The following is a 12,697-nucleotide window of genomic DNA, read 5'->3' as shown; positions in this document are numbered from 1 at the left end:
GCCGGTGCCGGCCCCTGGAGGCGCCGACCACCGGCCGATCCTAGTTCGTGCGGAGGGTGCCCAGCCAATTGGCCAGCAGCCGGAGCCCGGCGGCCCCCGACTTCTCGGGGTGGAACTGCGTGGCCGAGAGCGGCCCGTTCTCGACCGCGGCGATGAAGGGGCCTCCGTGATCGGCCCAGGTGACCGCGGGACGCGGGAACGGGGGCATCACGTCGAGCGACCACTCGCGGGCGCCGTAGGAGTGCACGAAGTAGAAGCGCTCCTCGGCGATGCCGTCGAAGAGCACCGAGCCCTCGGGAGCGGAGACGGTGTTCCAGCCCATGTGCGGGACGACCTCGGCCGGGAGGAGGTCCACCGTCCCCGGCCACTCGCCCAGGCCCTCGCTCTCGACCCCGCGCTCGACGCCGCGCTCGAAGAGCACCTGCATCCCGACGCAGATGCCCAGGACGGGGCGCCCGCCGGCGAGGCGCTTCTCGATGATCTCGCCGCCGCGGGCGCGGGTCAGCGCCGACATCACGGCGTCGAAGGCGCCGACGCCGGGCACGAGGAGGCCGTCCGCCTCCAGCGCCCGCTGCCGGTCCCCCGTCAGCTCGACGTCGGCCCCGGCGAGCTCGAGCGCCTTGACGGCGGAGTGCACGTTCCCCGAGCCGTAGTCGTAGACCACGACGGAGGGGCGGGCCGAGCTCACAGCGCGCCCTTCGTCGACGGCACGCCGGAGACGAGCGGGTCGAGGGCCTTGGCCTGACGGAAGGCGCGGGCGAACGCCTTGAATTCCGCTTCGGCGATGTGGTGCGGGTCCCTGCCGCCGAGCACCGTGACGTGCACGGTGAGGCCGGCGTTGAAGGCGATCGCCTCGAAGACGTGGCGCACCATCGACCCGGTGAAGTGGCCGCCGATCAGGTGCAGCGCGAAGCCCTCCGGCTCGCCGGTGTGCACGAGGTAGGGGCGCCCCGAGATGTCGACGACGGCTTGCACGAGCGCCTCGTCGAGGGGGACGAGCGCGTCGCCGAAGCGGGAGATCCCGGCCTTGTCGCCGAGAGCCTGTCGGATGGCCGTGCCGAGCACGATGCCGATGTCCTCCGCGGTGTGGTGGATGTCGATCTCGATGTCGCCGCGGGCCCGGACGCACAGGTCCGTGAGCGAGTGCTTCGCGAACGCCGTCAGCAGGTGGTCGAAGAAGGGCACGCCGGTCTCGAGATCGGCGACGCCCGTGCCGTCGAGGTCGAGGGAGAGCTCGATGCTCGACTCGCTGGTGGCACGGCTGAGGGAGGCGGTGCGCCCGGGTGCGGCGCTCGGGGAGGTCATGCCTCCCAGTCTATTCGCGCCGCGTCGCCGCCCCCGGGCGGAGCTCACTCACGCGAGAGCGCCACCGTGGCGTCGGCCGACGGTGCGGGGAGGGAGGCGAGCGCCTCGAGGAACGCGGTCGTCTCCTCCTCGGTGCCGGCGCTGACACGGAGGTGGTTCGGGATGCCGACGTCGCGGATGAGGACGCCGCGGGCGAGCAGGCCCTCGAACACGGCGGCCGGATCCGCGACACCGCCGAAGAGGACGAAGTTGCTGCCGGTCGCGTACGGGCGGTAGCCGAGGGCGCGCAGGCCGTCGATCATCCGGTCGCGCTGCACGATGATCTCGCCGACCATGGCGAGCATCTCGTCGGCGTGAGCGAGGGCGGCGGTCGCGGCGGCCTGGGTGAGGGCCGACAGGTGGTACGGGAGGCGGACGAGGCGGAGCGCGTCGATCACCGCGGGGTCGGCGGCGAGGTAGCCCAGGCGGACGCCGGCGAAGGCGAAGGCCTTGCTCATGGTGCGGGACACGAGCAGGCGCGGTCGCCCGGGGAGGAGGCTCAGCGCGGTGGGCGCGCCCCTGCCCGCGAACTCGGCGTACGCCTCGTCGACGACGACGATGCCGTCGGTCGCGTCGTAGACCGCCTCGATCACGGCGAGGTCGAGCGGCGTCCCGGTCGGGTTGTTCGGAGCGCAGAGGAAGACGATGTCGGGCCGGGCCCGGCGCATCTGCTCCGCGGCGTACTCGGCTCCGATCTCGAACTCCGCCTCGCGCGGAGCGGGGATCCACTCCGTTCCGCTCCCCGACGCGAGGATCGAGTACATCGAATAGGTGGGCGCGAACCCCAGCAGCGAGCGCCCGGGACCGCCGAACGCCTGAAGGACGTGCTGGAGCACCTCGTTCGATCCGTTCGCAGCCCACACGCCGTCCGCGGTGAGCCCGTGACCGAGGTAGCCGGCGAGGGAGTCGCGCAGCTCTCGGAACTCGCGGTCGGGGTACCGGTTGACGGTGCGCAGCGCCTCCGTGACCCGCCCGACGATGTCGGCGATCACGTCGTCCGGGACCGGGTGGGTGTTCTCGTTGACGTTGAGGGCGACGGGCACGACCGCCTGGGGTGCGCCGTACGGGTGCTTGCCTCGGAGGTCGTCGCGGAGGGGCAGGTCGTCGAGAGTCGTCACCAGGGAATGGTAGCGAAGCGCCCGACGCGGACGACCGGGCCGCCCGGCTCAGCGAGCGATGTCGTACTCGGCCGGGACGGCGAGGCGCTGCCCGGGCTCGACGCCCGCGCTCGAGAGCTGGTTGAGGGAGAGGATGTCGTCGACCACGTCGCGCGGGTCCGCCTGCGGGGCGAGCTCCTCGGCGAGCGACCAGAGCGACTCGCCCGCGTGGACGGTGACGTACTGGAACTCGACTGCAGCGGCGTCGCTCGACGCGACCGCTCCACCGCCGTTGAGCCCGAAGGCGAAGGCGCCCGCCACGATCGGCAGGGCCCCCAGAGCGGCCACCACGGCGCGGCCGCGGCGCGTGAGGCGCAGACGGGTGCGGACGATGCGCGCCTCGCCGAACGCGTTCATCGGCTCGGGAGCGGACGGCAGGACCTCGACGGGCCGAGCCGCGGACGAGCGCTGGAGCGGGCGGGAGGTGAGCTGTGCGGTCATGGGATCGCTCCTTTCAACAGGGATTCGGGGAGGCCCTCGGCCGGGAGGGCCGCCCCGAACGCCTGTACCGAACATATCTTCGAACGCCGGAGCGGTCAAGGGACCGTTCCGGCTGATCCGCGGGCGGACTCGCGCGCGACACACTCGAACGAATGTTCCGAGTCGCGAGTTCCGGCGGATACAGTTTCGAGAGCCTGGTCGTAGTAGAGCAGCGACCACCGACATTCCTTGTCGGGTCGCGACCGGGCGGGCGCGCACGCGGCGTGCGCACCGGGAAGAGGGAGCATCGTGAGCGACGCGCAGAGGGCCGGGACCCCGGCCGCCAAGACGAAGGCGGCCGCGGGCCGGCGCCGGAAGAGCCTGAGCGCCAAGCAGCTCGCGATCCTCGACGCGATCCAGCGCTCGGTGTCGAGCCGCGGCTACCCGCCGAGCATGCGCGAGATCGGCGACGCGGTCGGCCTCGCCTCGCTGTCGAGCGTCACCCACCAGCTCAACCAGCTCGAGCTCAGCGGCTACCTGCGCCGTGACCCGAACCGGCCCCGCGCCCTCGAGATCCTCATCGACGTCCCCAGCTCGACGGAGGACGACGGGTCGTTCGAGTCGACCGCGACGGTCGGCGACGCGGCGATGGTCCCCCTCGTCGGCCGGATCGCGGCGGGTGTGCCGATCATGGCCGACCAGCAGATCGACGAGGTGTTCCCGCTTCCCCGGCAGCTCGTCGGCAAGGGCGAGCTCTTCATGCTCAAGGTCGTCGGCGAGTCGATGATCGACGCCGCGATCTGCGACGGTGACTGGGTCGTGGTCCGCTCGCAGCGCACCGCCGAGAACGGCGAGATCGTAGCGGCCATGCTCGACGGCGAGGCCACCGTCAAGGTGCTGCGCCAGCGCGACGGCCACACCTGGCTGCTGCCCCGCAACTCCAACTTCGAGCCGATCCTCGGCGACGAGGCCGAGGTGCTCGGGAAGATCGTGGCGGTCCTCCGCTCGGTCTGACACCGGGAACGCAGGAGGGGCCCGACCGGCTTGCAGCCGGCCGGGCCCCTCCTGCGTTCGACGGGCACCGGCGATCGGGGCGCGCGCCCCTCCGTCGCGGTCACGGGAAGGCGGAGGAGGGCCGCCGAAACCCCGTCGCCGAACCCTCCGGCCGCCGCCGGTCGGTGGTGCGGGTCGCCGCACCCCCTCCCGGATGCGCCGAGCGCCCGCCTCCCTGACGGGGAGACGGGCGCTCGGGTGGTGGCGATCAGGCCTGGACGGCCGCGCGCGGAACCGCGAACTCGGTGAGCGAGCCCGCCAGATCGGCGTGCACGAGGGCGACCACGTGGGTGCCGCCCTCGACGTACTGCGTCGACAGGATCCGGCCGCTGCGGTGCAGATGCGAGATCACGTCGCCACGGTCGTACGGCACGAGCAGGTCGATCTCGACGTCCGGCTCGGGCAGGATCTCGGCGATCCGCGCCTCCAGCTCGTCGATGCCCTCGCCGCTGCGCGCCGACACGAAGACCGCGTCGGGAGCGAGACCGCGCAGCACCAGCCGCGTGCCCTCGTCCACCAGATCGGCCTTGTTGAAGGCGATGATCTCGGGGATGCTGCGGGCGCCCACCTCGCCGATCACGTCGCGCACGGTGGCGATCTGCCCGGCCGGATCGGGGTGGGAGGCGTCCACGACGTGGACGATCACATAGGAGTCCGCGACCTCCTCGAGCGTCGACCGGAAGGCCTCGACGAGCTGGTGCGGAAGCGCTCGCACGAAGCCGACCGTGTCGGCGAGCGTGTAGAGGCGCCCGTCCTTCGTCTGGGCCTTGCGGACGGTGGCGTCGAGGGTCGCGAAGAGCGAGTTCTCGACGAGGACGCCCGCGTGCGTCATCCGGTTCAGCAGGCTCGACTTGCCGGCGTTCGTGTACCCCGCGATCGCCACCGAGGGGACGGCGTTGCGCTTGCGGTTCGCGCGCTTGGCCTCGCGGGCGGGCTTCATCGCCGTGATCTGCTTGCGCAGGCGCGCCATGCGGGTGTGGATGCGGCGACGATCGAGCTCGATCTTCGTCTCACCCGGACCGCGCGAGCCCATTCCGGCTCCCGCGCCCACCTGGCCGCCGGCCTGGCGGGACATGGACTCGCCCCAGCCGCGCAGTCGCGGGAGCAGGTACTCGAGCTGCGCGAGCTCGACCTGCGCCTTGCCCTCACGGCTCTTCGCGTGCTGGCTGAAGATGTCGAGGATCACCGCGGTGCGGTCGATCACCTTGACCTTCACCACGTCCTCCAGCGCACGCCGCTGGCTCGGTGCGAGCTCGGTGTCGGCGACGACCGTGTCCGCGCCGAGGGCCGCGACGAGCCCCGCGAGCTCCTGGGCCTTGCCCTTGCCGAGGTAGGTGCTCGGATCGGGGTGCGGGCGGCGCTGGAGCAGGCCGTCGAGGACCGTCGCTCCCGCCGTCTCCGCGAGCGCGGCGAGCTCGTGCAACGAGTTCTCCGCGTCCTCCAGCGAGTTCTGCGAGTACACGCCGATGAGCACGACGTTCTCCAGGCGCAGCTGGCGGTACTCGACCTCCGTGACGTCCTCGAGCTCGGTCGAGAGGCCGGCGACGCGTCGCAGCGCCTGCCGGTCGTCGCGGTCGAACTGCTCGCCGTCGCTGTTCTCGCCCTCGTGGCCGGCGCTCTGCAGCGCCTGGGCTCCACCCGCGACGAAGCGCGAGTACCCTGCCGAACGCGACTGCGCGTTCGCCAGGACCCTCGAGACGACGTCCACGGCCTCGGTCGTGTCGGTCTCGTTCAGGTCTTCCGTCATCCGGATAACACTAACTCCTCAGGTCTTGATAGGTTCACTTCTCATGGCCGCCGAGCACTACTTCTCGAGTACTCCCGACGGCGACCTCCGGCCCCGCAGGATCCAGGCCCGCCTGGCCGGCCGCGACCTCGAGGTCACGACGGCAGGAGGGGTGTTCAGCCCCGGTCACGTCGATCTCGGCACGCGCGTCCTGCTGGACGCGGTGCCCGACGCCCCCGCTGACGGGGACCTGTTGGACCTCGGCTGCGGCTGGGGCCCGATCGCCCTCGCGCTCGCCCTCGCCTCCCCCGACGCCCGGGTGTGGGCGGTCGACGTCAACCAGCGGGCGCTCGAGCTGGTCCGTCGCAACTGCGAGGAACTCGGCGTCCTCAATGTCAACGCCGTGCTGCCCGAGGATGTTCCCGACGACGTCCGCTTCCGCACGGTGTGGTCGAACCCGCCGATCCGCATCGGCAAGGAGGAGCTGCACCTCCTGCTCGAGCGCTGGCTGCCGCGGCTCGAGGAGGGCGCGGACGCCTGGCTCGTCGTGCAGCGCAACCTCGGCTCCGACTCGCTCCAGACCTGGCTGGGCGCCGCGTTCGCCGGGCGGCTCGACGTGGAGCGCGTCTCCTCGGCGAAGGGCTTTCGCGTGCTCCGGACGACCCGCCTGGCCTGACCGGGTCCTCAGTCGATCCGGATCGTCCCGGTGAAGACGAGGTCGGCCGGGCCGGAGAGCCCGACGTGCTCGCCCTCCTCCGCCGCGAACATCGTCACGCCGAGCGTGCCGCCCGGGACCTCCACGCGCCAGGCCTGCGGAGCGCGCGCTCCCGCCCAGTAGCGCACCGCCAGTGCCGCCGCCGCGGCACCCGTGCCGCAGCTCAGGGTCTCGCCGCTGCCGCGCTCGTGCACGCGCATCCGGATCCGCCCGATCCCGTCGTGGACCAGGGGCTCGCCGGGAACCACGAACTCGACGTTCGCGCCGTCCTCGGGCTCCGGGTCGAGCTGCGGGATGTAGGAGAGGTCGGCGGAGTCGAGCTCCTCGTCGTTGCTGAGGGCGACGACCACGTGCGGATTGCCGAGGTCGATCCCGAGACCGGGGCGCGCGACCTTGAGCTCCTTCGCCCGCACCAGGGGCTCGCCGCCCGCCAGCTCCCAGCGGCCGAGGTCGACCTGGAACCCGGCACCGCTGCGGGTGACGTCGCGGACGCCGGCGCGGGTGCCGATCGGCAGGGTGTCGCCGGGCTCGAGCGTCGCGAGGCCGCCCGCGAGCAGGAACGCGGCGTAGACGCGGATGCCGTTGCCGCACATCTCGGCGATCGAGCCGTCGGCGTTGCGGTAGTCCATGAACCACTCCGCCTCGCTCTCCTCGGCCAGAGCCGCGGCGCCCTCCGGGATCGCGCGGGAGCGGACGGCACGGATGACGCCGTCGGCGCCGACGCCGAAGTGGCGGTCGCAGATCATCGCGATCTGCGCGGGCGAGAGGTCGACCTCACCGTCCGGGTCGCTGAAGAGCACGAAGTCGTTGCCGGTGCCCTGGCCCTTGGTGAAGTGCAGCTCGATCGTCATGGCGCACAGCCTAGCGAGGAGCGGGAGCGGCGGCCTGGGCGGCGGCGTGCGCCCGCGACACCAGGTCCGGCGCATCGTACGGGAGCCGGTGGGCGCCGGCGTAGCGCCGGAACCAGCTGTTCTGCCGACGTGCGTAGCGGCGCGTGAGCGCCTGCGTCGCCGCGATCGCCTCCTCCTCGCGGAGGACGCCGGCACGCTGGGCGAGCGCCTGGGCGTACCCGATGGCCCGCCCGGCTGTGACGCCGCGCTCCAGGCCGAAGGGGACGAGCCGCTCGACCTCGTCGAGCATCCCGGTCGCCCACATCCGCTCCACCCGCCGGTCGAGGCGCTGCACCAGCTCCTCCCGCGGAGCCTCGAGGAACAGGATCGAGGCGGGGCGCCACCGAACCGGCTCGTCGGACATCAGCGCGCTGTGCGTGCTCCCGCCGGTGAGCTCCGCGATCTCGAGCGCGCGGACGATGCGCCGGGCGTTGTGCGGACCGATCCGCTCGGCCACTCCGGCGTCGATCCGGCGCAACCGCTCGACGAGGGCGCCCAGGCCCTCCCGCTCGGCGGTCTCCTCGAGCCGGCGCCGGACGGCCGGGTCGGTGCCCGCGAACGAGAACTCGAAGACGACGCTGGAGACGTACAGACCGGAGCCCCCGACGAGGATCGGCGTCGCCCCGCGCGCCAGCACGCTCTCGATCACGCGCCGCGCCTCGCTCTGGTAGCGGGCGACCGACGCCTCCTCCGTCACGTCGAGGACGTCGAGCAGGTGGTGCGGGACGCCCCGACGCTCGTCGGCGGGCAGCTTCGCGGTGCCGATGTCCATCCCGCGGTAGAGCTGCATCGCGTCGGCGTTCACGATCTCAGCGGCGCCGCCGTCCTGCCGGATCGCCTCGGCGAGCTCGAGCGAGAGGTCGGACTTGCCCGTGCCGGTCGCGCCGACGACCGCGATGAGCTCCGGCGCGGTATCGGGGGCTCCGGTCTCAGCGCTCGCCATCGAGGGCGTCGTAGATCGGCGTCGTCAGCGTGCCGGCGTCGCGCACGCGCAGCGACGGCAGGCCCAGCGAGACCCGGGGCGCCCCGCTCCCGCCCGGGGCGGCCGGAACTCCGCAGGACTCGGTCTGCGCCCGGTCCCAGGCGTCGCCCGCGCGGGTGCGGCGGATGCGGAGCGGCGCGCCGTCGGGCGAATCCGCCAGGAGGTAGAAGGGGGCGGCACGGGTGACCCGGACGGAGACCACGTCTCCGGGACGCGGCTGCTCGGAGCCCTCGGGCACGTCGAAGTGCACCAGACGGCTGTCCTCGGCGCGTCCGCTCAGCCGGTGCGTCTCCGTGTCGCGACGGCCCTCGCCGGTCGCGACGAGGACCTCGACCTCTCGGCCGACGACTGCGCGGTTCTCCTGCTCGCTGATCGCGTCCTGCAGGGCGACGAGCCGCTCGTAACGCTCCTGGACGACCGCCTTGGGGATCTGGTCGGGCAGCGTCGCGGCCGGGGTGCCGGGCCGGATGGAGTACTGGAAGGTGAAGGCGGAGGCGAAGCGGGCCGCCTCGACCACCCGCAGGGTCTCCTGGAAGTCGGCCTCCGTCTCGCCGGGGAAGCCCACGATGATGTCGGTGCTGATCGCCGCGTGCGGGATGCGATCGCGCACCCGGTCGAGGATCCCGAGGAACTTCTCGGAGCGGTAGGAGCGGCGCATCGCCTTGAGGACGCGGTCGGAGCCGGATTGGAGCGGCATGTGCAGCTGCGGCATCACCGCCGGCGTCTCGGCCATGGCGTCGATCACGTCGTCGGTGAAGGCCGCGGGATGGGGGCTCGTGAAGCGGATCCGCTCGAGCCCGTCGATGGTGCCCGCCGCGCGGAGCAGCTTCGAGAACGCCTGGCGATCGCCGAACTCGACGCCGTAGGAGTTCACGTTCTGGCCGAGAAGGGTGACCTCGATCGCGCCGTCGTCCACGAGCGCCTGGATCTCGGCGAGCACGTCGCCGGGGCGCCGGTCCTTCTCCTTGCCGCGGAGCGAGGGGACGATGCAGAAGGTGCAGGTGTTGTTGCAGCCGACCGAGATCGAGACCCAGCCGCTGTAGGTCGAGTCGCGCTTCGTGGGGAGCGTGGAGGGGAAGACATCGAGCGATTCGAGAATCTCGAGCTGCGCCTCGTCGTTGTGGCGGGCGCGCTCGAGCAGGCTGGGGAGGGCGCCCATGTTGTGCGTGCCGAAGACCACGTCGACCCACGGGGCACGGTCGAGGATGACGTTCTTGTCCTTCTGCGCGAGACAGCCGCCGACCGCGATCTGCATCCCCTCGTGGCGGCGCTTCACCGACGCGAGGTGGCCGAGGTTGCCGTAGAGCTTGTTGTCGGCGTTCTCGCGCACCGCGCAGGTGTTGATCACGACGACGTCGGCCTCGGCTCCATCGGCGGACACGTAGCCCGCCGCCTCGAGCGAACCGCTCAGCCGCTCGGAGTCGTGCACGTTCATCTGGCACCCGAACGTACGGACCTCGTAGGTCCTCGGCCGGGTCTCGGCGACGGGCGACGGGGCGGTACCGAGCGTGCTCATGGTGTGGGATTCTACGCTCCGGTCGGACCGCTCCCGGGCCGCCGTGTCAGCGGAAGCGGACGCTCGACCCCGGCTTCCGGATCGTCTCGCGGACGACGCGCTGCACGAGTCCGCCGGCGTAGCCGCGGCGCGCGAGGAATCCCGTGAGTCGGCGCTCGGCGACCTCGTCGGAGAGCGAGCGCAGGCTCGGCAGGCGCTTGCGCGCGAGCTCGAGCGCCGTGCGGTACTCGTCGTCGCCGTCCAGCTCGTCGAGCGCTGACGCGATCGCCTCGGGGTCGATCTTCCGCGCGCGCAGCTCCTGCTGGATGGAGGAGCGGCCGAGCTTCTTGCGGTCGCGGAGCGAGACGACCAGCTGCTCCGCCATGCGGAGGTCGTCGAGGTAGCCGAAGCGCGTGAAGCGCTCGAGGATCTCGAGGGCGTCCTTCTCGGCGACGCCCTCCGTGTAGAGGCGCGCCTCGACCTCGGCGACCGAGAGGCTCTTGCGGGAGAGCCCCCGTACGATCCGATCCGCGACCTGCTCGGGATCGATCTCCTCCGGGATCTCGATCGCGTCGTCGTCGTCCTCGTCGTCCGCGTTCTCGACGAACGCCGGCGCGCGCCGGGCGACATGAGCCGAGAGCTCGGCGATCCGCTCGGAGGCCGGAGACGCGGCGCCGCCGACGGCCGAGCCTCCCGACTCTCCTCCGACCGTCCCGGGCGCACTGGTACGCGGCGTCCCGGCTCCGGACGGCTCCGGAAGCGACCCGGCCCCGTCGGCGGCCGGCGCCGCCGGAGCCCAGCCCTCGTCGCCCGCCGCACCCCGGTCGACCCAGGGCAGGAAGGCCACGGGGCGGCCCTTCGCCCCCTCCGCGGCCTTCTCCGCCACGGGCTAGGCGCCCTTGCGCACGGGCTGCTTGGTCTCGATCGCGACCGGCGCGGCCTCGACGGCCGCGTTCGGGTCGACGATCACGCCGAGCTTCACCAGGATGCGCTTCTCGATCTCAGCGGCCACATCGGCGTTGTCGATGAGGAACTGGCGCGCCTTCTCCTTGCCCTGGCCGAGCTGGTCGCCGTCGTAGGTGTACCAGGCGCCCGACTTGCGGACGATCTCGTGCTCGACACCGAAGTCGATCAGGCTGCCCTCGCGGGAGATGCCGACGCCGTAGAGGATGTCGAACTCGGCCTGCTTGAAGGGCGGGGCCATCTTGTTCTTCACGACCTTGACGCGGGTGCGGTTGCCGACCGCGTCGGTGCCGTCCTTCAGCGTCTCGATGCGGCGGATGTCGAGGCGGACCGACGCGTAGAACTTGAGCGCCTTGCCGCCCGCCGTGGTCTCGGGACTTCCGAAGAAGACGCCGATCTTCTCGCGCAGCTGGTTGATGAAGATCATCGTGGTGTTCGTGGTGTTCAGTCCGCCGGTCAGCTTGCGCAGCGCCTGGGACATGAGGCGCGCCTGCAGGCCGACGTGGGAGTCGCCCATCTCGCCCTCGATCTCGGCACGCGGCACGAGGGCCGCGACGGAGTCGATCACGATGAGGTCGATCGAGCCCGAGCGCACGAGCATGTCGGCGATCTCGAGCGCCTGCTCTCCGGTGTCGGGCTGCGACACGAGGAGGGAGTCGATGTCGACGCCGAGCTTCTTGGCGTACTCGGGGTCGAGCGCGTGCTCCGCGTCGATGAAGGCGGCGATGCCGCCGTTGCGCTGCGCGTTCGCGATCGCGTGCAGCGTGAGGGTTGTCTTTCCGGAGGACTCGGGGCCGTAGATCTCGACGATGCGGCCGCGGGGGAGCCCGCCGATCCCGAGCGCGACGTCGAGCGCGATCGAACCGGTCTGGATCACCTCGACGGGAGCGCGGTCGTCGCTTCCAAGGCGCATGACGGCGCCCTTGCCGAACTGGCGGTCGATCTGGGCGAGTGCGGTCTCGAGGGACTTCTCGCGGTCGGAGGAACTGGGCATGGCCGTCTCGCTCTCGTGTTCGTGGTGGTGTCGCCTACAGGCTGTCGCGACATGCCGGTGGCTGTCGGAGTGACAGTGCCGGCCGGCTGCGACAAGGCGGTGAAGCAGGTCCGTTCAGGTGTCTCCGACGGTACGCCCGACCACCGACATCGGGGCCGAGCGAGAGCGACTCCGTGGAGACGGGGCCGTTCCTGCTTCTGTGGAGGAGCCTAGACCCGTTCGAACACGGATTCGAGCACGAGCCGTCGGCGTGTCGAACACGGCTTCGGCGACGGGAGCGTCAGCGGTGGCGCTTCCGCGGATCCACGCCGTGCCACCGGGCCTCCGGGACGTCGTTGGCGCGGCAGAGGGCGAGCCAGACCTCGCGCGGCTCCGCTCCGTCCGCGAGGGCGCGCTCGGCTGTGCGGCCCCCGAGCTCGGTCAGCACGAGGTCCGAGACCAGGACACGGGCGTAGGCGCCGCCGAACTCGTCGTCCACCAGCTGCCGGAACTCGCTCAAGCGCATGCGTCCACGGTAGCCGCTGCCCGGAGGCCGCACTCCCCCGGGAACGCCGAAGGGCGCCCGGCCGGAGCCTGGGCGCCCTTCGTGTGGAGCGGGTGCGGTGAGTGGAGGGGACGGGGGCCGACTACTGCGTGACGAGGTCCGCGTCGAAGCCGGCGACCATGTCGGCCGGGATGGTGTCGGGGATGGTGTCGATGCCCTCGATGACGGCGAGACGATCGCCGACCTCGCGCATGATCACCGAGATGGGGGTGTCGAGGGCGTCGGCGACAGAGGCGAGGATCTCCGAGGAGGCCTCCTTCTGACCGCGTTCGACCTCGCTCAGGTAGCCGAGCGCAACGCTAGCCTTGCTCGCCACCTGACGGAGCGTACGACCTTTCTGCAGGCGAAAGTCCCTGAGGACATCGCCGATCTCCTGACGAACTAGAACCACTGGACCCTCCTTCTCCACGTCAA

14 protein-coding genes are annotated in these 12,697 nt (G+C 71.8%); 2 read left to right on the top strand and 12 right to left on the bottom strand.

Annotation, left to right across the window (positions count from 1 at the left end):
- Positions 1-40: 40 nt before the first annotated feature.
- The 4 genes from hisH to C5C95_RS03165 are packed head-to-tail and all read right to left on the bottom strand — an operon-like array spanning position 41 to position 2,942.
- Positions 41-688, bottom strand: a complete 648-nt coding sequence (hisH, locus tag C5C95_RS03180; RefSeq protein ID WP_104224485.1) for an imidazole glycerol phosphate synthase subunit HisH — start codon at positions 686-688, stop codon at positions 41-43.
- The gene (gene hisB / locus C5C95_RS03175) at positions 685-1,305 is read right to left on the bottom strand and encodes an imidazoleglycerol-phosphate dehydratase HisB (protein ID WP_104323770.1); all 621 of its coding nucleotides are present in this window, start codon (positions 1,303-1,305) and stop codon (positions 685-687) included. Before hisB ends, hisH begins: the two co-directional genes overlap by 4 nt.
- 44 nt (positions 1,306-1,349) lie before the next feature.
- Complete coding sequence (locus tag C5C95_RS03170; protein WP_181125542.1) at positions 1,350-2,462, bottom strand: histidinol-phosphate transaminase; 1,113 nt, start codon at positions 2,460-2,462, stop codon at positions 1,350-1,352.
- 48 nt (positions 2,463-2,510) lie between these two features.
- Complete coding sequence (locus C5C95_RS03165; RefSeq protein ID WP_308470736.1) at positions 2,511-2,942, bottom strand: LysM peptidoglycan-binding domain-containing protein; 432 nt, start codon at positions 2,940-2,942, stop codon at positions 2,511-2,513.
- Between the two features lie 288 nt (positions 2,943-3,230).
- On the opposite strand from C5C95_RS03165, the gene lexA reads away from it, so the two are divergent.
- On the top strand, positions 3,231-3,935 hold the full coding sequence (gene lexA, locus C5C95_RS03160; RefSeq protein ID WP_104224482.1) for a transcriptional repressor LexA: 705 nt from the start codon (positions 3,231-3,233) through the stop codon (positions 3,933-3,935).
- Between the two features lie 247 nt (positions 3,936-4,182).
- On the opposite strand, the gene hflX is transcribed toward lexA, so the two are convergent.
- Positions 4,183-5,721, bottom strand: a complete 1,539-nt coding sequence (gene hflX, locus C5C95_RS03155; RefSeq protein ID WP_104323768.1) for a GTPase HflX — start codon at positions 5,719-5,721, stop codon at positions 4,183-4,185.
- 43 nt (positions 5,722-5,764) lie between these two features.
- On the opposite strand from hflX, the gene C5C95_RS03150 reads away from it, so the two are divergent.
- Entirely contained in the window at positions 5,765-6,376 is a 612-nt protein-coding gene (locus tag C5C95_RS03150; RefSeq protein WP_104224480.1) for a class I SAM-dependent methyltransferase, read from the top strand.
- 8 nt (positions 6,377-6,384) lie between these two features.
- Here the strand turns inward: C5C95_RS03150 and dapF are convergent, their stop codons facing one another.
- The 7 genes from dapF to C5C95_RS03115 all read right to left on the bottom strand — a co-directional run bounded on the left by dapF (position 6,385) and on the right by C5C95_RS03115 (position 12,674).
- Positions 6,385-7,266 (bottom strand): diaminopimelate epimerase, encoded by an 882-nt coding sequence (gene dapF, locus C5C95_RS03145; protein WP_104313480.1) that lies wholly within the window; start codon positions 7,264-7,266, stop codon positions 6,385-6,387.
- 10 nt (positions 7,267-7,276) lie between these two features.
- Complete coding sequence (gene miaA, locus C5C95_RS03140; protein WP_104262716.1) at positions 7,277-8,248, bottom strand: tRNA (adenosine(37)-N6)-dimethylallyltransferase MiaA; 972 nt, start codon at positions 8,246-8,248, stop codon at positions 7,277-7,279.
- Positions 8,235-9,803 (bottom strand): tRNA (N6-isopentenyl adenosine(37)-C2)-methylthiotransferase MiaB, encoded by a 1,569-nt coding sequence (miaB, locus tag C5C95_RS03135; RefSeq protein ID WP_104260627.1) that lies wholly within the window; start codon positions 9,801-9,803, stop codon positions 8,235-8,237. The genes miaA and miaB overlap by 14 nt, the downstream gene beginning before the upstream one ends.
- Positions 9,804-9,849: 46 nt before the next feature.
- Positions 9,850-10,668, bottom strand: coding sequence for a regulatory protein RecX (locus C5C95_RS03130; RefSeq protein WP_104272756.1), 819 nt, complete (start codon positions 10,666-10,668; stop codon positions 9,850-9,852).
- Positions 10,669-10,671: 3 nt separating this feature from the next.
- The gene (gene recA, locus C5C95_RS03125) at positions 10,672-11,739 is read right to left on the bottom strand and encodes a recombinase RecA (protein WP_104262713.1); all 1,068 of its coding nucleotides are present in this window, start codon (positions 11,737-11,739) and stop codon (positions 10,672-10,674) included.
- Positions 11,740-12,019: 280 nt separating this feature from the next.
- Positions 12,020-12,244 carry a DUF3046 domain-containing protein gene (locus tag C5C95_RS03120; protein WP_104224474.1) on the bottom strand — a complete coding sequence of 75 codons (225 nt, stop codon included), beginning with the start codon at positions 12,242-12,244 and terminating at the stop codon, positions 12,020-12,022.
- 121 nt (positions 12,245-12,365) lie between these two features.
- A complete protein-coding gene (locus tag C5C95_RS03115; RefSeq protein WP_068207524.1) occupies positions 12,366-12,674 on the bottom strand; it encodes a helix-turn-helix domain-containing protein in 309 nt (102 codons plus the stop codon).
- Between the last annotated feature and the right edge of the window lie 23 nt (positions 12,675-12,697).

Source organism: Rathayibacter sp. AY1B7 (assembly GCF_002932735.1).
Taxonomy (GTDB): Bacteria; Actinomycetota; Actinomycetes; order Actinomycetales; family Microbacteriaceae; genus Rathayibacter.
This window is presented reverse-complemented; position numbering and strand designations above follow the sequence as displayed.